22 protein-coding genes are annotated in these 21,555 nt (G+C 70.7%); 10 read left to right on the top strand and 12 right to left on the bottom strand.

Annotated elements, in window-relative coordinates; genetic code table 11:
* Positions 1-96 precede the first annotated feature (96 nt).
* The 3 genes from ABD352_RS16340 to ABD352_RS16330 all read left to right on the top strand — a co-directional run bounded on the left by ABD352_RS16340 (position 97) and on the right by ABD352_RS16330 (position 5,380).
* Positions 97-3,792 (top strand): multifunctional oxoglutarate decarboxylase/oxoglutarate dehydrogenase thiamine pyrophosphate-binding subunit/dihydrolipoyllysine-residue succinyltransferase subunit, encoded by a 3,696-nt coding sequence (locus tag ABD352_RS16340; protein WP_344613213.1) that lies wholly within the window; start codon positions 97-99, stop codon positions 3,790-3,792.
* A gap of 63 nt (positions 3,793-3,855) precedes the next feature.
* Complete coding sequence (locus ABD352_RS16335; RefSeq protein WP_344613212.1) at positions 3,856-4,035, top strand: DUF6104 family protein; 180 nt, start codon at positions 3,856-3,858, stop codon at positions 4,033-4,035.
* A 295-nt stretch (positions 4,036-4,330) separates the two neighbouring features.
* Positions 4,331-5,380: an alpha/beta hydrolase family protein gene (locus tag ABD352_RS16330; RefSeq protein ID WP_344613211.1), complete on the top strand. Its 1,050-nt coding sequence runs from the start codon at positions 4,331-4,333 to the stop codon at positions 5,378-5,380.
* Between the two features lie 194 nt (positions 5,381-5,574).
* Here the strand turns inward: ABD352_RS16330 and ABD352_RS16325 are convergent, their stop codons facing one another.
* Positions 5,575-6,207, bottom strand: a complete 633-nt coding sequence (locus tag ABD352_RS16325; RefSeq protein ID WP_344613210.1) for a Pr6Pr family membrane protein — start codon at positions 6,205-6,207, stop codon at positions 5,575-5,577.
* A gap of 71 nt (positions 6,208-6,278) precedes the next feature.
* On the opposite strand from ABD352_RS16325, the gene ABD352_RS16320 reads away from it, so the two are divergent.
* Positions 6,279-7,166, top strand: coding sequence for an alpha/beta hydrolase family protein (locus tag ABD352_RS16320; protein ID WP_344613209.1), 888 nt, complete (start codon positions 6,279-6,281; stop codon positions 7,164-7,166).
* 15 nt (positions 7,167-7,181) lie between these two features.
* On the opposite strand, the gene ABD352_RS16315 is transcribed toward ABD352_RS16320, so the two are convergent.
* From ABD352_RS16315 to ABD352_RS16305, 3 genes are all read right to left on the bottom strand, one after another.
* On the bottom strand, positions 7,182-8,126 hold the full coding sequence (locus ABD352_RS16315; RefSeq protein ID WP_344613208.1) for a zinc-binding dehydrogenase: 945 nt from the start codon (positions 8,124-8,126) through the stop codon (positions 7,182-7,184).
* Between the two features lie 38 nt (positions 8,127-8,164).
* Positions 8,165-9,346 (bottom strand): NAD(P)-dependent malic enzyme, encoded by a 1,182-nt coding sequence (locus ABD352_RS16310; protein ID WP_344613207.1) that lies wholly within the window; start codon positions 9,344-9,346, stop codon positions 8,165-8,167.
* 108 nt (positions 9,347-9,454) lie between these two features.
* Positions 9,455-9,769 (bottom strand): S24/S26 family peptidase, encoded by a 315-nt coding sequence (locus ABD352_RS16305; protein WP_344613206.1) that lies wholly within the window; start codon positions 9,767-9,769, stop codon positions 9,455-9,457.
* A gap of 69 nt (positions 9,770-9,838) precedes the next feature.
* On the opposite strand from ABD352_RS16305, the gene sodN reads away from it, so the two are divergent.
* The 3 genes from sodN (at position 9,839) to ABD352_RS16290 (ending at position 11,270) form a co-directional block, all read left to right on the top strand.
* Complete coding sequence (sodN, locus tag ABD352_RS16300; protein WP_344613205.1) at positions 9,839-10,243, top strand: superoxide dismutase, Ni; 405 nt, start codon at positions 9,839-9,841, stop codon at positions 10,241-10,243.
* 88 nt (positions 10,244-10,331) lie between these two features.
* Positions 10,332-10,817, top strand: a complete 486-nt coding sequence (locus ABD352_RS16295) for a GNAT family N-acetyltransferase (protein ID WP_344613204.1) — start codon at positions 10,332-10,334, stop codon at positions 10,815-10,817.
* Positions 10,818-10,841: 24 nt separating this feature from the next.
* The gene (locus tag ABD352_RS16290) at positions 10,842-11,270 is read left to right on the top strand and encodes an ATP-binding protein (RefSeq protein ID WP_344613203.1); all 429 of its coding nucleotides are present in this window, start codon (positions 10,842-10,844) and stop codon (positions 11,268-11,270) included.
* A 177-nt stretch (positions 11,271-11,447) separates the two neighbouring features.
* On the opposite strand, the gene ABD352_RS16285 is transcribed toward ABD352_RS16290, so the two are convergent.
* Positions 11,448-12,128 carry a FadR/GntR family transcriptional regulator gene (locus ABD352_RS16285; RefSeq protein ID WP_344613202.1) on the bottom strand — a complete coding sequence of 227 codons (681 nt, stop codon included), beginning with the start codon at positions 12,126-12,128 and terminating at the stop codon, positions 11,448-11,450.
* A gap of 71 nt (positions 12,129-12,199) precedes the next feature.
* A complete protein-coding gene (locus ABD352_RS16280) occupies positions 12,200-12,565 on the bottom strand; it encodes a hypothetical protein (RefSeq protein WP_344613201.1) in 366 nt (121 codons plus the stop codon).
* Between the two features lie 86 nt (positions 12,566-12,651).
* On the opposite strand from ABD352_RS16280, the gene ABD352_RS16275 reads away from it, so the two are divergent.
* Positions 12,652-13,590 (top strand): diacylglycerol/lipid kinase family protein, encoded by a 939-nt coding sequence (locus ABD352_RS16275; protein ID WP_344613200.1) that lies wholly within the window; start codon positions 12,652-12,654, stop codon positions 13,588-13,590.
* A 380-nt stretch (positions 13,591-13,970) separates the two neighbouring features.
* A complete protein-coding gene (locus ABD352_RS16270; protein WP_190257048.1) occupies positions 13,971-14,228 on the top strand; it encodes a WhiB family transcriptional regulator in 258 nt (85 codons plus the stop codon).
* Positions 14,229-14,346: 118 nt separating this feature from the next.
* Here the strand turns inward: ABD352_RS16270 and ABD352_RS16265 are convergent, their stop codons facing one another.
* The 5 genes from ABD352_RS16265 to ABD352_RS16245 all read right to left on the bottom strand — a co-directional run bounded on the left by ABD352_RS16265 (position 14,347) and on the right by ABD352_RS16245 (position 19,947).
* Positions 14,347-14,646, bottom strand: coding sequence for a TFIIB-type zinc ribbon-containing protein (locus tag ABD352_RS16265; protein ID WP_344613553.1), 300 nt, complete (start codon positions 14,644-14,646; stop codon positions 14,347-14,349).
* A 59-nt stretch (positions 14,647-14,705) separates the two neighbouring features.
* Positions 14,706-15,419 carry a sirohydrochlorin chelatase gene (locus ABD352_RS16260; protein ID WP_425553554.1) on the bottom strand — a complete coding sequence of 238 codons (714 nt, stop codon included), beginning with the start codon at positions 15,417-15,419 and terminating at the stop codon, positions 14,706-14,708.
* 8 nt (positions 15,420-15,427) lie between these two features.
* On the bottom strand, positions 15,428-16,144 hold the full coding sequence (locus ABD352_RS16255; protein ID WP_344613198.1) for a phosphoadenylyl-sulfate reductase: 717 nt from the start codon (positions 16,142-16,144) through the stop codon (positions 15,428-15,430).
* 225 nt (positions 16,145-16,369) lie between these two features.
* Complete coding sequence (locus tag ABD352_RS16250) at positions 16,370-18,061, bottom strand: nitrite/sulfite reductase (protein ID WP_344613197.1); 1,692 nt, start codon at positions 18,059-18,061, stop codon at positions 16,370-16,372.
* Between the two features lie 392 nt (positions 18,062-18,453).
* Positions 18,454-19,947 carry a sensor histidine kinase gene (locus ABD352_RS16245; RefSeq protein ID WP_344613196.1) on the bottom strand — a complete coding sequence of 498 codons (1,494 nt, stop codon included), beginning with the start codon at positions 19,945-19,947 and terminating at the stop codon, positions 18,454-18,456.
* A gap of 23 nt (positions 19,948-19,970) precedes the next feature.
* Here ABD352_RS16245 and ABD352_RS16240 point away from each other — a divergent pair, with 23 nt between their 5' ends.
* Positions 19,971-20,420: a hypothetical protein gene (locus ABD352_RS16240; protein WP_344613195.1), complete on the top strand. Its 450-nt coding sequence runs from the start codon at positions 19,971-19,973 to the stop codon at positions 20,418-20,420.
* On the opposite strand, the gene ABD352_RS16235 is transcribed toward ABD352_RS16240, so the two are convergent.
* Positions 20,404-21,432, bottom strand: coding sequence for an SIS domain-containing protein (locus ABD352_RS16235; protein WP_344613552.1), 1,029 nt, complete (start codon positions 21,430-21,432; stop codon positions 20,404-20,406). The genes ABD352_RS16240 and ABD352_RS16235 overlap by 17 nt on opposite strands.
* Positions 21,433-21,555 lie beyond the last annotated feature (123 nt).

Here is a 21,555-nt window from a genome sequence, read left to right as displayed (position 1 = left end):
GCGTCGGCGAAGAACGAGCGTTAGGCAGCGCGTAGCCTGGAGCCGGACATCCGTAACCCCTAGAACACTCGCGTTTGGAAGAGGCGATCAACAGCCGTGTCGACCCAAGCGACCAACTCGCAGGAGAATCCGCTGGCGGGTTTTGGCCCGAACGAGTGGATCGTCGAGGACATGTACCAGCGGTACCTCGCCGACCCGGCCAGTGTGGACTCCGCGTGGCACGACTTCTTCGCCGACTACAAGCCCGCCCCGGACGCCGTCCAGGCGCCCGCCGCCGCGGCTCAGCCGGCACCCGCACCCGCGCCCGTGAAGCCCTCGGCCGCGAAGGCCGCCCCGGCCAAGGTGAGCGAGAAGCCAGCCGAAAAGGTCGAGAAGAAGGGCGTACCCGCCACCAAGCCCGCGCCGACCAGGGAGGCCCCCGCCCCCGCCGGCGGCGCGAAGCACGTCCCGCTGCGCGGCGTCGCCGCCCGGATCGTGCAGAACATGGACGCCTCCCTTGAGGTGCCGACCGCCACGAGCGTGCGCGCCGTGCCGGCCAAGCTGCTGTCCGACAACCGGATCGTGATCAACAACCACCTCACCCGCGGTCGCGGCGGCAAGGTGAGCTTCACGCACCTGATCGGATACGCGCTGGTCCGGGCCCTGGCCGCGCACCCGGAGATGAACAACAGCTTCGCCGAGGTCGACGGCAAGCCCACCCTGGTCCAGCCCGAGCACGTCAACCTGGGCATCGCGATCGACCTGGCCAAGCCGGACGGCTCGCGCTCCCTGGTGGTGCCGAGCATCAAGGCCGCCGACACCATGGACTTCCGCCAGTTCTGGTCGGCCTACGAGGACACCGTGCGCCGCGCCCGGCGGGGCGAGCTCACCATGGACGACTACGCCGGCACGACCGTGTCGCTGACCAACCCGGGCGGCATCGGCACCGTGCACTCCATGCCTCGGCTCATGACCGGGCAGGGCACGATCATCGGCGTCGGCGCGATGGAGTACCCCGCGCCGTACGCCGGGATGTCCGACGAGACCCTGGCCGACCTCGGCATCAGCAAGATCATCACGCTCACCAGCACCTACGACCACCGGATCATCCAGGGCGCCCAGTCCGGCGAGTTCCTCAAGGTCATGCACGAGCTGCTGCTCGGCGACCACGGGTTCTACGACCAGATCTTCACCGCGCTGCGCATCCCGTACGAGCCGGTGCGCTGGGTCCGCGACGTCGCCCGCACCTCCGAGGGGCAGATCGACAAGGCGGCCCGGGTCGTCGAGCTCATCCACGCGTACCGCGTGCGGGGCCACCTCATGGCCGACACCGACCCGCTGGAGTTCCGCATCCGCCGGCACCCGGACCTCGACGTCCTCGAGCACGGCCTGACCCTGTGGGACCTCGACCGCGTCTTCCCCGTCGGCGGGTTCGCCGGCAAGCAGAAGATGAAGCTGCGGGCGGTCCTGGGCGTGCTGCGCGACTCCTACTGCCGGCGGGTCGGCGTGGAGTACATGCACATCATGGACCCCGAGGAGCGGCGCTGGATCGCCGAGCGGGTCGAGAAGCCCTACGAGAAGCCCACGCCCGAGGAGCAGAAGCACATCCTCAACCGCCTCAACGCGGCGGAGGCCTTCGAGACGTTCCTGCAGACGAAGTACGTCGGGCAGCGCCGCTTCTCGCTGGAGGGCGGCGAGTCGCTGATCCCGCTGCTCGACGAGATCCTGCAGAACTCGGCCGAGGGCGAGCTCGACGAGGTCGTCATCGGCATGGCCCACCGCGGCCGGCTCAACGTGCTGGCCAACATCGTCGGCAAGCCCTACGAGAAGATCTTCTCCGAGTTCGAGGGGCACCTGGACCTCAAGTCCGCGCACGGCTCCGGCGATGTGAAGTACCACCTGGGCATGACCGGCAAGTACACGCACCCGGACGGCGAGCACGCCACCACCGTCTCGGTCGTGGCCAACCCCTCCCACCTGGAGGCGGTCAACCCGGTGCTGGAAGGCATCGTGCGGGCCAAGCAGGACAAGATCGACCTCAAGCTCGAGGGCTACACGGTCCTGCCGCTGCTGATCCACGGCGACGCGGCGTTCGCCGGCCAGGGCGTGGTCGCCGAGACGCTGAACCTGTCGCAGCTGCGCGGATACCGCACCGGCGGCACGGTGCACGTGGTCGTCAACAACCAGGTCGGCTTCACCACCGCCCCGGAGTACTCGCGCTCGTCGCTCTACTCGACCGACGTCGCCCGGATGATCCAGGCGCCGATATTCCACGTCAACGGGGACGACCCGGAGGCCGTGGTGCGGGTCGCGCGGCTCGCCTTCGAGTACCGCCAGGCGTTCAACAAGGACGTCGTCATCGACCTCGTCTGCTACCGCCGCCGCGGCCACAACGAGGGCGACGACCCGTCGATGACCAACCCGCTGATGTACGCGATCATCGACCAGAAGCGATCGGTCCGCAAGATCTACACCGAGGAGCTCATCGGCCGCGGCGACATCCCGATCACCGAGGCCGAGGCCCTGCTCAAGGACTATCACGAGCAGCTCGAGACGGTCTTCAAGGCCACCCGCGACGCCTCCTCGACGCCGGCCGCGCGGCTCACCCGGCTGCGGGAGCCCGAGGCCGAGCCGGTGGTGGAGACCGAGATCGATGAGTCGGTACTGCGGGCGATCGGCGAAGCGCACGTCAAGCTCCCCGACGGCTTCACCCCGCACAAGCGCGTCCAGCAGCTGCTGGACCGGCGGGCCAAGATGGCCGTCGAGGGCGACATCGACTGGGGCTTCGGCGAGGTCATCGCGTTCGGCGCCCTGCTCAACGACGGCGTGACCGTGCGCCTGTCCGGCCAGGACTCCCGCCGCGGCACCTTCGTGCAGCGCCACGCCGGCATCGTCGACGCCGAGACGGGCGCCGACTACATGCCGATGTACGCGCTGATGAAGGACAACGCGAAGTTCTTCGTCTACGACTCGCTGCTGTCCGAGTTCGCCGCGATGGGCTTCGAGTACGGCTACTCGGTGGAGAACCCCGACGCGCTGGTCATGTGGGAGGCCCAGTTCGGCGACTTCGTCAACGGCGCCCAGTCCATCGTCGACGAGTTCATCTCCTCCGGCGAGGTCAAGTGGGGCCAGCTGGCCTCGGTGACCCTGCTGCTGCCGCACTCCCACGAGGGCCAGGGCCCGGACCACACGTCCGGCCGCCTGGAGCGCTACCTGCAGCTGTGCGCCGAGGACAACATGCGCGTCGCGGTGCCGACCACCCCGGCCAACCACTTCCACCTGCTGCGCCGCCAGGCGCTGTCGCCGAAGAAGAAGCCGCTGGTCGTCTTCACCCCGAAGTCCCTGCTCCGGCACCGCCTGTGCGTGTCCAGCGCCGAGGACTTCACCACTGGCACCTTCCAGACCGTGCTGGCCGACCCGGGCGTGAAGGGCACCGCGCTCGACCCGGCCGGCGTGAAGCGGGTCCTGCTCTGCTCGGGCAAGGTCTTCTACGACCTGCTGCAGGCGCGCACCGACCGCGGCATCACCGACACCGCGATCCTGCGCCTCGAGCAGCTCTACCCGATGCCGATCGAGGAGCTGCGGGCGGCGCTGTCGCAGTACCCGAACGCCGAGGACTTCGCCTGGGTCCAGGAGGAGCCGGCCAACCAGGGCGCCTGGTCCTTCATCGCCCTCAACCTGCTGGAGCAGCTGCAGGGCGTCGGCCTGCGCCGCATCTCCCGCCCCGCCGCGGCCGCCCCGGCCGTGGGCTCGACCAAGCTGCACGACGCCGAGCAGCAGGCCCTGATCGAGGCCGCTCTGCCGAAGCCGTAGCGGCCGGATTAACGTGGGGCACGGCGGCGACGCCGTGCCCCTTTCGTCTTCGCTGGAGGTTCCATGTACTTCACCGATCGCGGCATCGAGGAGCTGGCTCAGCGCCGCGGCGAGGAAGAGGTCACGCTGGAGTGGCTGGCCGAGCGCCTGCGCGACTTCGTCGACCAGAATCCCGAGTTCGAGACCCCGATCGAGCGCCTGGCCGTCTACCTGGCCCGCCTCGACGACGAGGACGAGGACTGAACGACGCGTCGCCTCGGCTCATCGGCCCGATGAGCTGAGGCGACAAGCCGAACCGATGAGCTGAGGCGACAAGCCGGCGATGAGCCGGGGCGGCGCAATTCGCATGGATATGTCGGAAAAATCGGATATTTCGACGCGGCGATCTCACCCAGAGTGAGAATGGGCGATCTCTCCGAGGTTAGCTGCGTCGTCCAAATGGGTCATCCGCTGACAACCTGGTGTAGTCCGGCAAGCCAATCGATTGTCCCCACTCGGGCGATATGGGCATACCACGGCGTGCACTTACATTCTTCACGTGCCCCCGCGTCGCACCCGAGGTGCAACCGTCTCGCTCCTGACCGCCGCCCTCCTCGTCGTGGGCGGCGCAGTTGCCGCTTCCGGTAGCGACGACGGCGGCACGCCCTTCAGCACCGCGGTCGGGGCGACCGCGATCGAGAGTTCGTCCCCCGTCCCGCACGCTGTAGGGATTCGGCACTTCAACTTCTCCCGCGGCAAGGACCGGCCACTGCCCAGCACCGTGTGGTACCCGGTGCGCGGGTCGGCCCGGCAGACCCGCGGGCGCACGCAGCTCGACGCCACCGCGCTGCCCGGCGAGTTCCCCCTGCTGATCTGGAGCCACGGGTTCTACAGCAACCCGCAGATGCAGGAGGGCATGACCAAGTTCCTGGCCGAGTCCGGGTACGTGGTGGTGGCGCCGGCGTACCCGTTCACCAAGAAGAACGGGCCGAAGTTCGACAAGACCGACGTGCCCAACCAGGCCGTCGACGCGTCGTACGTGATCACGCAGCTGCTGCAGCCGAGCAATCCGCTGGCGCCGAGCATCGATCCGGACCGGCTCGGGGCGATCGGGCACTCGGGGGGCGGGACCACCACCGACTGGCTGTTCACCGGGCATCGCGATCCGCGGCTCAAGGTGGGCGTCATCTTCGCGGGCCGGCCGACCACGGCATACAAGGGCTCCCCGGTGCCGATGCTGTTCATCCACGGGGACAAGGACCCGGTGGTCGCCTACAGCCAGGGACGGGAGTCGTACGGCAAGGACCCCTGGCCGAAGGCGTTCCTGACCATCGAGGGCGGCGAGCACGGCGCGGGGACGAACGACCCCGAGCGCGGCCACACGCAGGTGCTGGCCACGCTGCTGGACTTCCTGAACTGGGCGCTCAACGGCGACGACGCGGCGCGGATGCGGCTGACCGGCGACGCCACGCTCGCCGGGTTCACGCACTTCGAGTCGACGGGGATCTACCCCAGCACGACGAACAGCACGATCGCCACCACGACGACCCCGACGCCCACGCCGACCCAGAGCAACGTCCGGGACTTGGCGGGCGGCTCCGCCGGCTGACTCTGCTCCACCCACGCCTGGAACGCCTGAGTGTTCTGACTCGGGTCGATGCGCTCATCGGACATGGCCGACAGAATACCGAGGGTGACGCTCCGGACAGTGGCGGAACATTGTCGGATTGTGGCACTCTCCCCCGCCCGGGTTAACGCGAGCCCGCCCGGGTTAACGCGAGCCCGCCCGGGTTAACGCGAGTGCTAGACCCGCGCGGGATCCTCGACCGGGGCTCCCCCTTCCGGGGCGGGCGCGCCCGGCAGCACCCGGCGCAGCAGCGCGCCGAGGCCGATGAGCAGCAGGCCCAGCAGGAAGAACGCGATCGTGAAGCCGACCGAGTTGGCCGCGACCCCGCCGGGGTGCTGCTTGTTGACGTCGATGAACGGGTACGGGTACTCGTGCACGAACGCGCCGCGGATCAGGGCGAAGATGAGGTAGGCCAGCGGGTAGGCCAGCCACAGGGCGGCGAACCACCAGCGCACCCGCTCGCGCTCGATCAGCAGCCAGGTCACCGCGGCGAGGATCGGCGTGACGGTGTGCAGCAGGAGGTTGTGCAGCGCGTGAGCGCCCGAGTCGGCCTGGTAGAAGGGGCTCGACGGGTTGGCCAGCAGCGCGTGGTACACCGTGCCGGTGATGCAGCTGTAGAGGGTCGCCGCGCCGCGCACCGGGGCCGCCACCGGGCGGAACACGGCCCACGCGGACACCACGGCGATGACGACGCTGCTCTGCACGGTGAAGTACACGAACGAGCCCCAGTCGCCGTGGTTCCACAGCTGCAGGGCCACGATCCCGGCCACCGCGCACAGGGCGGTCAGCGCGCGGAACACGACTGTCATGCGCGGAACCTAGCCGGATTTCCCCCCGCGGGGAAGCGGCGATCCGCGGCCCCGCCCGTACCGTTGGGATCATGCGCCCGCGCCTCGCGATCGCCACCGTCATCGTGTCAGCCGCGCTGGCGGGTGGCTGCTCGACCGCCCCCGCACCGCAGGCCACCCCGACGCCCTCCACCGCCACGGCGCTGCCTCACCTCGCCGGTGTGGAACTCCCGCCGCCGCTGGCGCTGCCGCCGCCCGGGCTTTCGGTGTCGGCGCAGCAGGTGACGTACACCCGGGCAGGCAGAACCCTGCGGACGGTCATCTGGACCCCCGATCGGCCCGGCCGCTACCCCGCCGTGCTGTTCAGCCACGGCCTCAACGGCGCGCCCGAGGAGTTCGCGCCGCTGCTGAAGACCTGGGCGGCGGCGGGGTTCGTGGTGATCGCGCCGGCCTACCCGAACACCACCCGCGGCGCCCAGCTCGACATCTACGACGTGCTCAACCAGCCGGCCGACGCGAGCTACGTCCTCGGCCAGGTCCTCGCCGGGCCGCTCGGCGCCCACATCGACGCCAAGCGCCTGGCCGCGGCCGGGCACTCGGCCGGCGCCATCACGACCGTCGGGCTGTTCACGGCGAACCGCGACACGCGCCTGCGGGCCGGGGTGATCCTGGCCGGCAGCGGGCTGGGCGTGGGCACCGACTTCACCGGCCCCCCGGCGGCGCTGTTCTTCGTGCACGGCGACGCGGACCCGCTGGTCTCCTACGCGAGCGGCAAGGAGACGTACGACGACGTTCCGTGGTCCAAGGCGATGCTCACCATCCCGGGCGGCAACCACGACGACCCGTACCTGCACCCCGACTCGCCGGACTATCCGCTGGTCGCCAAGAGCACGCTGGAGTTCCTGCTCCTGGAGTTGTACGGCGACGAGGCCGCCCGGGCAGCATTCGCCCCGACGGCGGACCTCGACTCACACCTGTGAACGGGCGCGACCCGGCTACTGCGCGTGGTCCAGCACGACCTTGCCGAAGACGTCGCCCGAGTGCAGCAGCTCGAAGGCCTTGCGGGCCTCCGAGAACGGGATCACCGAGTCGATGATCGGGCGGATGCCGGTGCGAGCCAGCAGCGCCATGAGGTCGGCCAGTTCCTCCGGCGTGCCCATGCTGGTGCCGAGGATCTCCAGCTGCAGCGCGAACATCCGGCGCAGGTTCACCCGCGGCAGGTGCCCGCTGGTCGCCCCGGACACCACGATCCGCCCGCCGGTCTTCGCGCACTTCATGGAGTGCTCGAAGGTCGCCTCGCCGACGGTCTCGATCACCACGTCGACCCGCTCCGGCAGGCGCGCCCCCGGCTCGACGGCGGTCGCGCCGAGCGCCGCGATCCGCTCGCGCTTGGCGGCGTCGCGGCTGGTGGCGTACACCCGGGCGCCCAGCGCGGTGCCGAGGAGCACCGCCGCCGTGGCCACCCCGCCGCCCGCGCCCTGCACGAGGACCGACCCGTCCGCCTCCAGCCGGCCCCTCGTGGTGAGCATGCGGTAGGCGGTCAGCCAGGCCGTGGGCAGGCAGGCCGCCTCGGCGAAGGTGAGCTCGGCCGGCTTGGGCACGAGGTTGTACGCCGGGACGGTCACCCGCTCGGCGACCGTGCCCGGGTAGTACTCCGACAGGATCGAGAAGTCGCCCTTCTCGGTGTAGACGACGGGGTAGACGACGACCTCGGAGCCGTCCGGCCCGATCCCGGCGGCGTCGCAGCCGAGGATCATCGGCAGCTGCTCCTCGCGCAGGCCGACGCCCCGCAGCGACCACAGGTCGTGGTGGTTGAGCGCGCTGGCGCGCACGTCCACCACGGCCCAGCCGTCCTGGGGCGCCGGCTCCGGGGCGTCGCCGATCTCGAGCACGGAAAGCGGGTCGGCATCGTTGAACGCGGTTGCGAATGCGGCACGCATATCCGTGACCCTAGTCGTCGTGAACGGATGAGGACCGGTTACCGGATGACGCCGTCGCGGCGGGCGGCCTCGGCCACCGCGGCCGCCACCGCCGGCGCGACCCGCGGGTCGAGCGGGCTCGGCACGATGCTGTCGGCGGCGATCTCGCCGTCGCCGAGCACACCCGCGATCGCGGCCGCCGCGGCGACCTTCATCCCGTCGCTGATCCGGGTCGCGCCGGCCTCCAGCGCGCCGCGGAAGATGCCGGGGAACGCCAGCACGTTGTTGATCTGGTTGGGGAAGTCGCTGCGGCCGGTGGCGACCACGCTCGCGTAGCGCGCGGCGATCTCCGGGTGCACCTCGGGGGTCGGGTTGGCCAGCGCGAAGATCGCCCCGTCGGGCGCCATGCCGGCCAGCGCCGCCTCGCCGATCGTGCCGCCGGAGACGCCGATGAGCACGTCGGCGCCGCGCAGCGCGGAGGCGATGTCGCCGGTCACGCCGCCGGCGTTGGTCTCGGCGGCCAGGGCGGCCTTGGCCGGGTTGAGGTCGGTGCGGCCGGTGTGCAGGCAGCCGCGCGAGTCCAGCACGACGATCTCGCCCGCGTCGGCGCCGCCGCTGATCAGCATCCGGGTCACCGCGACGCCGGCCGCGCCCGCGCCGCTGACCACGATCCGCAGGTCGCCGATGCCCCGGCCGAGCACCTTGACCGCGTTGCGCAGCGCGGCGAGCACCACGATGGCGGTGCCGTGCTGGTCGTCGTGGAAGACGGGGATCGGCAGCGACTCCTCCAGCCGCCGCTCGATGTCGAAGCAGCGGGGCGCGGAGATGTCTTCCAGGTTGATCCCGCCGAAGGAGGGCGCGAGGGCGGTCACGATTCGCACGATCTCGTCGGGGTCCTGGGTGTCCAGGCAGATCGGCACCGCGTCGACGCCGCCGAACTGCTTGAAGAGGACCGCCTTGCCCTCCATCACCGGCATCGCCGCGCGCGGGCCGATGTTGCCGAGGCCGAGCACCGCCGAGCCGTCGGTCACGACGGCGACGGCCTTGCCGACCCAGGTGAGCCGGTGCACGAGGGATTCGTCGGCGGCGATGGCCTCGCAGACCCGGGCCACGCCGGGCGTGTAGGCCAGCGAGAGGTCCTCGCGCGTGGACAGCGGGACCGTCGACTGCACCGACAACTTGCCGCCGCTGTGCAGATCGAAGACGGGATCGGAGACGGAAGCGGACACGGACGTAAGCACGAGGGCTCCTTTGCCACGGCTTGCAATACAGGAAGGACGCGCGGCGCAGCGGGTGAAGCGCGAAATGAATCTGCGAATGCGGCGGGGGTCTCCCGTATCCGCATCACCTTAGCCTGGCACCCGCCGGAAGCGCATCGGTTGTGGCCACCAGCGAAATGTCACACGGCCGATGACGTCGGCCCGACCGTACCGCGAAGAATCATCACTGCCGAACGAGTTGTCGCCGACGATCCACCAGCCGTCCCCGTCGGCCCGCTCGACCCGCTTGACCACGAGAAGCTCGGGCCGCGCGCGGAACGCGGCGACCACGAGATCACCGGGCCGCGCGACGGTCGTGCGGCGCACCAGGATGCGGTCCCCGGAACGCAGTGTGGGCACCATGGACGGCCCCGACACGAGTGCCGTAAACCACGGCAGGCGCATGGAATCCCCGATGGTGGATAAGAGTAGGGTCAGCACTGAGGATCATCGCAAATCACCCTGGAGGGTTCGATGCGACTGTCGCGTCTTTTCACCCCGCGCACTGTGGTGAGCGCCCACTGCGACTTGCCGTGTGGTGTCTACGACCCGGCGCAGGCCCGAATCGAGGCCGAGTCCGTCAAGGCAATCTGTGAGAAGTACCAGGCCAACGACAACGCGGAGTTCCGTACCCGGGCTCTGATCATCAAGGAGCAGCGGGCCGAGCTGGTCAAGCACCACCTGTGGGTGCTGTGGACCGACTACTTCAAGCCCGCCCACTTCGAGAAGTACCCGCAGCTGCACGGGCTCTTCAACGAGGCCACCAAGCTCGCCGGAGCCTCCGGCGCGAAGGGCTCGGCCGACCCGGCCACCGCCGAGCAGCTCCTGGCGAAGATCGACGAGATCGCGAAGATCTTCTGGGAGACCAAGCAGGCCTGACGCCCGCGCGGTTTCGCCATGCCCCCATCCCGCGCCGCGGGGTGGGGGCCGCTTTTTCCACCGTTCGAACTCAACTGGAGTTGGCTCCTTGCTCATCCGCCCCGCCCAGCCCGACGACGTGCCCGCGCTCGTCGACATGGTCTACGAGCTCGCCGAGTTCGAGCGCGCCCGCGACGAGTGCCGCCTCACCGCGGAGCAGCTCACCGCCACCCTCTTCGGCCCGTCCCCCGCGGTCTTCTGCCACGTCGCCGTGCAGAGCGCGCCGATCGGCATGGCGCTGTGGTTCCTGAACTACTCGACCTGGGAGGGCACGCACGGCATCTACCTCGAGGACCTCTACGTGCGCCCGGCCGCCCGCGGCACCGGCGCGGGCAAGGCGCTGGTGACGGCGCTGGCCAAGGTGTGCGCCGAGCGCGGGTACCGCCGGCTGGACTGGGGCGTGCTGGAGTGGAACCCGGCCCGCGCGTTCTACGAGGCGCTGGGGGCCGACGCGAAGTCCGAATGGGTGCCCTATCGCCTGTCCGGCGCGCCACTGGCCGCACTCGCCGCGTCATCGGATGCACTGACGTCGTAGAGTCGGCTCCGAGGGGGTTCACGCGTGACTCAGGTCGTACCGAACAGATCCGGCGCCGACGGCGACGACGTGGTACTGCTGGCCGTCCCGGCATCGCCCGCCTACCTGGGCGTGCTGCGCACGGCCACGGCGGGCCTGGCCGCGCGCCTGCAGTTCACGCTGGACGAGATCGAGGACCTGCGCATCGCGGTCGACGAGGCCTGCGCGATGCTGCTGGCGATCGCCGCCGACACCCCGCAGCTGGGCGACACGGTCGAGCTGTCCTGCCGCTTCACCGTCACCGCCGACGCCCTGACGGTGTTCACGACGGTGCCGCTCGGCTCCCCGGACGAGCGCCTGCCGGGTGGGGAGTCCTTCGCCTGGCAGGTGCTGAGCGCGCTGGCCGATGAGGTCTCGGCAACCGTCGACGGGCACCAGGCCGGCATCCGCCTGACCAAGCGCCGTCCGGCCTAGGCCCTGTCCTGTCGAGCATGTCGAGCCGAGACGAGGTCCAGATTTCGTCTGCGTGTGCCCCGCGGAAGGCAGGCTACCGGTGTTGTAACCGGCCTTTCGCGGGGTGCGCGCAGGCGGAATCTGGGCCCGTCGCAGGCCGGCATGATCGGCAGGACAGGGCCTAGACCAGACCCCGGGTCAGACCGCCGGGCGCACGTTGTCGATGTGCATCCGGGCGAGCTCCATCGCCCGGGCCACGTCCCCCTCGCGGATCGCCGCGAGCAGCACCCGGTGATCCCGATCGACCGCTCGCCAGAAGGGCGGGGGCGCGGCCGCCTCCACGGCGTCGCGGTCCGACAACATGGCATACAGCGGCCGCACCACCAGGCCGAGCAGCGGGTTGCCGGTCGCCGCGGCCACCGCCAGGTGGAACGCCGCATGGGCCTCGACGCGCCGGGCGATGTCGTCGTGGTCCGGGTCGAACATCGCCCGCTCCATCTCCAGCAGGTGGTGCGGCTCGCGGCGGGCCGCGGCTAGGCCGGCCGCCGGCACCTCCAGCATCCGGCGCACCTCGAGGAAGTCCTCGCCGGTCACGGCGCCGCTGGCGAGCAGGCGGCCGACGCCGTCGGACAGCGTGTCGCCCAGGGCGCGCGGGTCGGGCTCGGCGACGAAGCTGCCGCCGTTGACGCCGCGGGTGGTGACGATCAGGTGCTGGCTGCTGAGCAGGCGCAACGCCTCGCGGACGGTCGAGCGGCTCAGCCCGGACTGCTCGCACAACTGCGGCTCGGTCGGCAGGCGCTCGCCCGGGCGCAGCTGGCCCGAGATGATGTCGACGCGGATGCGCTCGGCGAGAACCTGGTAGGCGGGAGCGACCGTCACGACACCAGAGCGTAGAGCAACCGGGTCTCTGCGTGACCGATCAATGCGCAGTCAACGCACCCGCGGTGCGATCAGCGCACGCCGAGCGCGATGCGGGTCGACGGCGCGAACAGCAGCACGGCGCCGGCCAGGCCGAGGACGAAGAGGGCGGCGCCGATATACGGCTGCCCGTTGTGCAGCATCGTCCAGCCGATCGGCATCTGCAGCATCTGGCACACGATCCCGGGGCCGCGGGCCCAGCGCCGGCGGCGGTGCAGGGCGACCCCGATGCCGAGGAAGAGCACCGCCATGAGGCCCAGGTACGCCGTCGCGCCCACCGCACCGCCGGCGCTGGACGCGGTGGAGGTCAGGTCGAGGTACACGAACAGCAGCGTGAGCGCGGCGAGGCCGGCCCCCTCCACGAGGAGGAGACGAACGGCCCAGCGCAAGGTGGTCACCTGCGTGTCCTTCCTGGTGGAGGTACTTCTCACGGGGTTTTGCGGCTACAACCTTATCGCGCCCGGGAGCGGGTACAGTGCCGCCCATGCGAGCGCTCTTGGTGGTCAACCCCAACGCGACGACCACCACCGAACGCGGCCGGGACATCCTGGTCCGGGCCTTGCGCAGCCAGGTCGATCTCGACGTCGCCTACACGCAGCGCCGGGGCCACGCCGCCGACCTCGCCCGCGACGCCGCCCGGGAGGGCCTCGACCTCGTCGTCACGCTGGGCGGCGACGGCACCGTGAACGAGGCCGTCAACGGCCTGATGACCTTCGACGCCGGGCCGGCCGCGGACCGCGCCGAGCAGCGCCCGGCGCTCGCCGTCGTCCCCGGCGGCTCGACCAACGTCTTCGCCCGCGCGCTCGGGCTGCCCAGCGACTGGGCCGAGGGCACCGGCGCGATCCTGGAGGCACTGCGCGACCGGCGCGAGCGGCTGATCGGGCTGGGCCGGGCCGACGACCGCTACTTCACCTTCTGCGCCGGCCTGGGTCTCGACGCCGAGGTCGTGCGCCGCGTCGACCAGGCCCGGCACAAGGGCTCGACCTCGACGCCGCTGCTCTACTTCCGCGCCACGATGGCCCAGCTGGCCGCGACCGACCGCCGGGTGCCGCTGCTCACGGTCAAGTTGCCGGGCGAAACGGCGCAGACCGGGTTAGCGTGGATGCTGGTGCAAAACACGGCACCGTGGACATACATCGGCGAGAGACCGGTGGATCCCAACCCGCGCGCGTCGTTCGACACGGGTCTCGACGTGCTCGGGCTGCGGGAACTGCAGGTCGGCGGCACGGCGCGGACCATGGTGCAGCTGGTGACGAGCCGTCGCAGCCCCAAGGGCAAGCAGGTCGTGCGCATGCACGATCTGCCGGGTTTCACCCTGACCGCCGCCAAACCGATCGCTTTCCAGGTTGACGGGGAGTACCTCGGAGAGGTCGACAAGTTGGATTTCGCGTCCGTACCGGGGGCGTTACGCGTAGTGTGTTGAGCCACCCCCCGGCGATCAACCACTGAAGGGGGAGAAAGTTGCAGAGAGTCGCGAGAGAGACACCGCAACCGCATCTCCGAAAGCCCTCCGGTCGTTGACCAAACCGTACTACATTGGTCACTGACTGTTGCGATCCAGGGTCACCAGTCGCCATAAAATCGGACAAACTGTGCGTGAGCTTGCTCACCGACTTGGATTTTTTTGGTTTGGACCCCTTGACATCGCGGTAGTTCGTGAAAGCATTCACAAGCGAAACGACCACTGAGCGTTGCCCGCACGCATGTTACGGATCTTCAGGCTCCGCCTAGCCGAACCGTCGCATGAGCTGCATATAGGGAATCAAAACAACGATCCGCGAAAAAACAAGGAGTGTTGCCGCCATGTCGGACTGGCGCCACCATGCCCTCTGCCGCGACGAGGACCCGGAGCTGTTCTTCCCCATCGGGACTTCCGGACCGGCGTTGCTGCAGGTTGAGCAGGCTAAGGCGGTCTGCCAGCGCTGCTCCGTGACCAGCGAGTGCCTGCAGTGGGCGCTCGACTCCGGTCAGGACGCAGGTGTCTGGGGCGGAATGAGCGAAGACGAGCGTCGCCTGATGAAGCGTCGCGGCGGCCTGCGGGTCCGCGCTCACTCCGCCTGAACTGTCAGCCCAGGACCTTTCTAGAGAACGAAGACGCGAACGCCCCGGCCGAACCGGCCGGGGCGTTGTTGCATCTGTGAATCAATCGAACTGCCGGCTCCAGGCGAACGGCCCGGTCTCAGTCGAACAGCTCGCCGAAGAAGCTTTCCCGGTGGTGCCGCCGGTGTTTCTTGTGATGGCCGTAATGCCCATAGCCACCGTGCGGCGGCGGATACGACTGCTGCGGATAGGGCTGTTGCTGATTTGGCTGCGGCTGATGCGAGGACTGGCGGCCACCGTGCCAGGCCTGCTCGGCGTCAATGAGCCGCTCCAGCTCGCCGCGGTCGAGGAAGATCCCGCGGCACTCCAGGCACTGGTCTACGGTGACGCCGCTGCGCTCGTACTGGCGCATCTCCCCACGGCACTTCGGGCATGTCATCATCCGACAACGGTAACCATCACGCGCCACGTGACGGTTGGAACGGCCCGTAAACGGCCTCAGGCGGCCCGTACGCGCCCGAACTCGCCGATCCGGGACATCACCAGCCGGGCCACGTCCAGGTTGCCCCCGAGGGGCGGAGCGGCCGGGGCCAGCGCGCCGGCCGACAGCGCCGACGCGACCGCGATGTCGTGCAGCCGGCCCGGCGCGAGGAAGTACGACGAGATGGCGACCCGCCGGCAGCCGCGCGCCCGCAGAGCCTCCACGGCGACCGCGCCCGTCACCGGGGACCCCGAGGCATAGGCGGCGTGGCATGGCACGCCCAGCGACGCCCCTAGGGCCCCCGCCGCCACATCCACGGAGTGCCGGGCCAGGTCGTCGCGGGTGCCCGCGGCGACGAGCACGACGCCGTCGTACCGCACGGAAGGCAACAGCCGCCGAAGGGCCGACAGGAGCAGGGCCGGAGCGCCGGCGCCCAGCACGTCGGTGGTGCGCACGTCCATGCTCAGGCCGTCGGCGCAGGCCTGGTCGAGCACGGCCGGCAGGTCGACCCGGCCGTGGTAGGCGGCGGTCAGCAGCAGCGGCACGACGACCGCCGCCCGGTGACCGAGCCGCTCGAAGGCGAACAGTTGCTCGCCGGGGCGCGGTCCGCCGTGGTCCAGGAACGCGCAGCGCACGTCCAGGCCGGGCCGCTGGGCCGCGACCGCCCGCGTCAACGCGCGGGTGGCCGCGGCCGCCCGCGGATCCGAAGACCCGTGGGCAACGAGAAGCACCGCTGCGGTCATCCCGAGGTGTGCAGCCCGCACTCGGTCTTGTCGAACGCCGCCCAGCGGCCACTGCGCGGGTCGCCGCCCGGGGGCGTGCGCCGCGTGCACGGCCAGCAGCCGACCGAGGCGTACCCCTGGCGCATGAGCGCGTTCACCGGCACGTTGTAGCGGGAGATGTACGCGTCCACGTCCGCCTGCGTCCACAGCGCCAGCGGCGACACCTTGAACTTGCCGCGGGCCCGCTCGAAGCTCACGACCGGCGTGTTGGCGCGGCTCGGCGACTCGTCGCGGCGCAGGCCCGCGGCCCACGCGTCGTAGTCCTCCAGGGCCCGCTCCAGCGGCTCGACCTTGCGCAGGAAGCAGCACTCGTCGGGGTCGCGGGCGTAGAGCCGCGGCCCGAACTCGGCGTCCTGCTCGGCGACCGTCTGGCGGGGGCGGATCGAGCGGACGGTCACCGGCAGGGTGCGCTGCACGATCTCGCGCACCCGCAGCGTCTCGGCGAAGTGCAGGCCGGTGTCGAGGAACACGACCGGCACGCCGGGCACCACCTTCGACACGACGTGCGCGAGGACGGCGTCGGCGAACGAGCTGGTCACACAGAAGCGCTCGCCGAACTCGCCGGCGGCCCACTCCACGATCTTCTCGGCCGTCTGGCCCTCCAGCCGCGCCGAGGCGGCCTTGGCCAGGTCGATGGACTCTTGCGCAGTTCGGGCAACGGTCGTGCTGCTCATCGCTTCGCCTCCAAAGCGTTCGCCGCCAGTCCCAGGAATTTCAGCGAGAAGACCCGGGCGCAGCTGCGGCATTCCCATGCGCCGTGCGAGTCCTCGTGTGGCCGGAGGTCCTCCTCGCCGCAGTACGGGCAGTACAGCGGCGCCATCCGATCGCTCATGACGCCGACTCGCTTCGCTCCCCGGCGCCATGAGGCTCAAAAGACACTGAATGCATTGATCGCTCGCTCATCGCAACTCTTCTTCCGGAGCGCGCATGACCCAGCGGGCGAAGGACTCGCCGGGCTCGCGCCCGGCCAGGTAGTGGTTGGCGACCCGCTCGACGTACGCGGGCAGGTCGGCGGCGGTCGTCTTCAGGCCGCGCAGCTTCCGGCCGAAGCCGGCCGTCTGCCCCTCGGCCATCCCCAGGCCGCCGCCCAGGTGGATCTGGAAGCCCTCGACCATGTCGCCGGTCCGCTCGTCGCGCACCAGCATCCCCTTGAGGCCGATGTCCGCGACCTGCGTGCGGGCGCAGGCGTTGGGGCAGCCGTTGAGGTGGATCGAGATGTCGGCGTCGAGCTCCGCGACCTTGTGCTCGAGGTACTCGATGAGCTCCGCGGCGCGGGCCTTGGTCTCGACGATCGCCAGCTTGCAGAACTCGATGCCGGTGCAGGCCATCGTGCTGCGCCGCCACGGGGACGGGCGCGCCTCCAGGCCGACCTTGGCGAGGCCTTCGACCAGCGACTCGGTGTCGTCCTCGGCGATGTCGAGGACCAGGATCTTCTGGTACGGCGTGAGCCGCACCCGGTCCGATCCGTACTGCTCCGCCAGGTCGGCCACGCCGGCCAGCTGGGTGCCGGAGCTGCGCCCGGCGATCGGGGCGGCCCCGACGAAGTACTTGCCGTCCCACTGCTTGTAGACGCCGACGTGGTCGACCGGCTTCTCCGGCAGGTCGGGCGCCGGGCCGTCGACGAGGCGCCGGCCGAGGTACTCGTTCTCCAGGATCTGCCGGAACTGCGCCGCACCCCAGTCGGCGACCAGGAACTTCAGCCGGGCGCGGCTACGCAGCCGGCGGTAGCCGTAGTCGCGGAAGATCTTGATCACGCCGTGCCAGACCTCGGACACCTCGTGCAGGGGCACCCACACGCCGAGCCGCACCGCGAGCATCGGGTTGGTGGACAGCCCGCCGCCGACCCACAGGTCGAAGCCGGGGCCGTGCTCGGGGTGGATCACGCCCACGAACGAGACGTCGTTGGCCTCGTACGGGGTGTCGGGCAGCCATGAGATCGAGGTCTTGAACTTGCGCGGCAGGTTGGACAGCTCCGGGTCGCCGATGAAGCGCTGGTTGATCTCGGTGATCGCCTCGGTCGGGTCGAGCACCTCGGTCTCGGCGACGCCGGCGATCGGGCTGCCGAGGATCACGCGCGGGCTGTCGCCGCAGGCCTCCATCGTGGACAGGCCGACCGCCTCGAGCTCCTTCCAGATGGTCGGCACGTTCTCGATCTCGATCCAGTGCAGCTGGATGTTCTGCCGGTCGGTGACGTCGGCGGTGTCGCGGGCGAAGCGCTGCGAGATCGAGGCGATCGCGCGCAGCTGGGCCAGCGACAGCTGTCCGCCGTCGCTGCGGATGCGCAGCATGAAGTAGCGGTCGTCGAGCTCCTCCGGCTCCAGCACGGCGGTGCGCCCGCCGTCGATGCCGGGGCGGCGCTGCGTGTACAGCCCGTACCAGCGGAACCGGCCGCGCAGGTCCGCGGGGTCGATCGAGTCGAAGCCGCGGTGCGCGTAAATGTTCTCGATCCGGGCGCGCACGTTGAGCGGGTTGTCGTCCTTCTTACTGCGCTCGTTCGGGTTGAGCGGCTCGCGGTGGCCGAGGGCCCACTGGCCTTCACCACGAGGGCGCCCACCGGCCGCACCACGTCCGCGGACGGTGTTCACCGACATGTCGGCGTCCTCTCAGTTTGAGAGCACGCGACCAAGCGCCGGCCGTCGTCGGGATTGCCCGAGAACGGATGACGTCGATGTCATAAAGATTCCGGCGCGAAGTCGCGCGCCCGGGAAAGAATTCGGCGGGCGGCGTTCAGCAAGCCGGACAGATGGCGCTGCGCACGCGACCGTAGTCGACGTGTCGGCGGCTGACGAGCCGCAGAGAAGCAGCGTGCATGGTTTGCAGTGTTCCACGGAGAGCGGTCCTTACGCCACGTCCGCGTGAGGGTTCTCTCAGCTCGATTTCACGGGACGGTAACGGAAATAAGACTCAGCCGATAGGAATAGCGGGACTGAGTTGCGCGGCCCCACCGGCCTCGTTACGGCACCGTCCCACACTCCGGTTGGTTTCAGCGCTTGGCCAGCGGTACGACCATGACCGCCTCGGTGCCGCCGCCGGCCCGCCGCCGCAGCTCGATCGTGCCGCGCAGCTCACCCGTGGCCAGGGTGCGCACGATCTGCAGCCCCAGGCGCTCGCTGGCGTCCAGGTCGAAGCCCTCGGGCAGCCCGCACCCGTTGTCGGCGACGGTCACGTGCAGCTGCTTGCGGAAGCGGTGCACGGAGACGACGACCTCGGGCTCCTCCGGGGCCACCGGCTCGAACGCGTGCTCGACCGCGTTCTGCAGCAGCTCGTTGAGGACCATGACCAGCGGGGTGGCGATCTCGGCGGGCAGCACCCCGAAGTCACCCTCGCGGCGCACGACGACCCGGACGGTCGCGCCGACCTCGACGGCCGCGGCGGCGACCCGGTCGACGATGCCGTCGAACTCGACCGCCTCGTCCGAGGACTCGGACGACATCGACAGCGTCTCGTGGACCAGGGCGATGGATGCCACCCGGCGTACCGACTCCTCCAGTGCGTGCCGGGCCGCCGGCACCCCCACCCGGCGGGCCTGCAGGCGCAGCAGCGCGGCGACGGTCTGCAGGTTGTTCTTGACCCGGTGGTGGATCTCGCGGATCGTGGCGTCCTTGGTCATCAGCTGCCGGTCCCGCCGGCGCACCTCGGTGATGTCCCGCACCAGCACCAGCGCCCCGATCGGCACGCCGGCCGGCATGAGCGGCAGCGCGCGCATGAGCACGGTGGCGCCCCGGGCCTCGAGCTCCTTGCGGGCCGGGGCCTCGCCGTGCAGGGCCAGGTGGATCCGGTCGGTCGCGTCGGCACCTTCGAGCGGGTCGTCGACCAGCCGGCCGGTGATCTGAGCGAGGCTCTCGCCCACCAGATGGGCGGCGAGTCCCAGTCGCCGGTACGCCGACTGCGCGTTCGGGCTGGCGTAGGTGACCTTGCCGGTGGCGTCGAGGCGCACCAGTCCGTCGCCGATGCGCGGCGCGGAGGTCGTCTCCCCCGGGTGGCGCGGCGGCGGCCAGCTGCCGTCGGCGATCATCTGGGCCAGGTCGTCGGCCGTGGTCAGGTAGTTGAGCTCCAGCTGGGCCGGCGTGCGGGCGGTGCTCAGGTTGGTGTCGCGCCCGAGCACGGCGATGACCTTGGCCTCGCCGCGCCGGCGGACCGGGATCGCCTCGTGGCGGGCGGGCATGTCGCCGTACCAGACGGGGTCCCCCTCCCGCCAGATGCGCCCCTGTTGCCGCACGATGGCCAGGTGCGCGACCTCGGGGCCGCCGGCCACCCGCCCGACCTGGTCGTCCTGGTAGGCGGTGGGCGCCGTGGTCGGGCGCACCTGGGCGACGCAGACGTACTCGCCGCGCGCCTCGATCGGGACCCACATCAGCAGGTCGGCGAAGCTGAGGTCGGACACGATCTGCCAGTCGCCGGCCAGCCGGTGCAGGTGCTCGATGTCGTCGGGCTCGAGGCTGGTGTGCTCCTCGACGAGGTCACGCAGGGTCGACACGCACACAAGACTAAGGTTGCCCGGTGCGGCGTTTGGTGGTTCCCCTCGTGATGGTGCTCTCGCTGGGCGGTTGTGGCTGGGTCGGGCGCCACGACGACACGTCGAAACCCGACGGGATCCTGCTGCACGGGTACGTCAGCGTGGCCGGCGCCGCCGCCGGCTCGACGGGCTCGGCGTGCCTGGCGCCGACCTCGGTGCCGGACATCGTGGAGGGGGCGACCGTCCGGGCGGCCGACGACGCCGGCCACGTCATCGCGGCCACCCAGCTGTCCGGCGGGGTGCTGGCGCAGGCCGCGGCCGGCGGCTACACCTGCAACTTCGCCTTCGAGTTCCGCAACCTCTCGGGGAGCCGGGCGACCTACACGATCATGGTCGGCGACCGCCCGGCCACCACGTTCCAGACGAAGGCGATGCGCGAGGGCACGCCGGCGATCATCGAGGTCGCCGCCGCGGCCCCTACAGCGTCGTCGTGACCTTCTTGAGCCCGCGCGGGGCGTCCGGGTTCTCGCCGCGCAGCAGGGCCAGCGACAGGGCCAGGCGCTGCAGCGGCAGGATGTCCAGCAGCGGGGCGTAGCGCTCGTCGACGTCGGGCGTGCGCACCCAGCCCTTCGCGCCCTCGACCCCGCTCGGGCCGAACACCACCGTGTCGGCGCGCCGCTCCCCCAGCCGGGCCACCACGTCGCGCATCGACGCCCCGGCCGGGCCGTTGCCGACGACGGCGAGCACCGGCACATCCGGGTCGGTCATCGCCAGCGGGCCGTGCAGCAGGTCGGCGCCGGAGAACGCGAGGCCGGCCAGGTAGCAGGTCTCCATGAGCTTGAGCGCGGTCTCGCGGGCGGTCGGGTAGGCGTAGCCGCGGCCGGTGGTGACCAGGCGGGCGGCGAAGCGGTAGCGCGCGGCGAGGTCGACCACGCTGTCGTCGGCCAGCAGCGACTCGGCGTGCCCGGGCAGCTTGCGCAGCTCGGCCAGCTCATCGGCGGGCAGCGCGCCGCCGCCGCGGACGCTCTCCACGAGCATGAGCAGCGCGAGCAGCTCGGCCGTGTAGGTCTTCGTGGCGGCCACCGCGACCTCGTGCCCGGCGACCACGTCGACGTGCAGCTCGGCCACCTGGGCCAGCGGCGACTCGGCGTTGTTGGTCACCGCGAGGGTGTGCGCGCCCTGCTCGCGGGCCACCCGCAGCACCTCGTGCAGGTCGGGCGAGCCGCCGCTCTGGCTGACCCCGACGACCAGCGTGTCGCGCAGGTCGGGGCGGGCGCCGTACACCGTCATGGCCGACGGGCTGGCGAGGCCGGCCGGGATGCCGAGCCGGATCTCGGTGAGGTAGGCGGCGTAGAGGGCCGCGTGGTCGGAGGTCCCGCGCGCGGTGAAGACCACGCTGCGCGGGCGCCACTGGGCGATCTTCGCGGCCACGTCGGCGATGGCGCCGGCCTGCTGGTCGAGCAGGCGGGCGAAGACCTCCGGCTGCTCGGCGATGTCGGCCTTCATCCCGGCGCCGGGCTGCTGCTCGGTCACTGGTCCACACCCCTCTAGGTACGTCCAAACGCGCAATCGGTGCGCGATCCTGCTCGTAGTCTGGCAGTTTCGCGCACCGATCGCTAGTTCGAGGGG

It is taken from the genome of Dactylosporangium salmoneum (genome assembly GCF_039532525.1).
In the GTDB taxonomy this organism is placed as follows: Bacteria; Actinomycetota; Actinomycetes; order Mycobacteriales; family Micromonosporaceae; genus Dactylosporangium; species Dactylosporangium salmoneum.
This window is presented reverse-complemented; position numbering and strand designations above follow the sequence as displayed.

Excerpts from the sequence above, each read along its gene's own strand:
- ABD352_RS16325 (WP_344613210.1), bottom strand. The coding sequence starts at position 6,207 with ATGACAGTCGTGTTCCGCGCGCTGACCGCCCTGTGCGCGGTGGCCGGG.
- ABD352_RS16335 (WP_344613212.1), top strand. The coding sequence starts at position 3,856 with ATGTACTTCACCGATCGCGGCATCGAGGAGCTGGCTCAGCGCCGCGGC.
- ABD352_RS16250 (WP_344613197.1), bottom strand. The coding sequence starts at position 18,061 with ATGTCGGTGAACACCGTCCGCGGACGTGGTGCGGCCGGTGGGCGCCCT.
- ABD352_RS16270 (WP_190257048.1), top strand. The coding sequence starts at position 13,971 with ATGTCGGACTGGCGCCACCATGCCCTCTGCCGCGACGAGGACCCGGAG.
- ABD352_RS16275 (WP_344613200.1), top strand. The coding sequence starts at position 12,652 with ATGCGAGCGCTCTTGGTGGTCAACCCCAACGCGACGACCACCACCGAA.
- ABD352_RS16235 (WP_344613552.1), bottom strand. The coding sequence starts at position 21,432 with ATGAAGGCCGACATCGCCGAGCAGCCGGAGGTCTTCGCCCGCCTGCTC.
- sodN (WP_344613205.1), top strand. The coding sequence starts at position 9,839 with ATGCGACTGTCGCGTCTTTTCACCCCGCGCACTGTGGTGAGCGCCCAC.
- ABD352_RS16305 (WP_344613206.1), bottom strand. The coding sequence starts at position 9,769 with ATGCGCCTGCCGTGGTTTACGGCACTCGTGTCGGGGCCGTCCATGGTG.
- ABD352_RS16320 (WP_344613209.1), top strand. The coding sequence starts at position 6,279 with ATGCGCCCGCGCCTCGCGATCGCCACCGTCATCGTGTCAGCCGCGCTG.
- ABD352_RS16315 (WP_344613208.1), bottom strand. The coding sequence starts at position 8,126 with ATGCGTGCCGCATTCGCAACCGCGTTCAACGATGCCGACCCGCTTTCC.
- ABD352_RS16255 (WP_344613198.1), bottom strand. The coding sequence starts at position 16,144 with ATGAGCAGCACGACCGTTGCCCGAACTGCGCAAGAGTCCATCGACCTG.
- ABD352_RS16265 (WP_344613553.1), bottom strand. The coding sequence starts at position 14,646 with ATGACATGCCCGAAGTGCCGTGGGGAGATGCGCCAGTACGAGCGCAGC.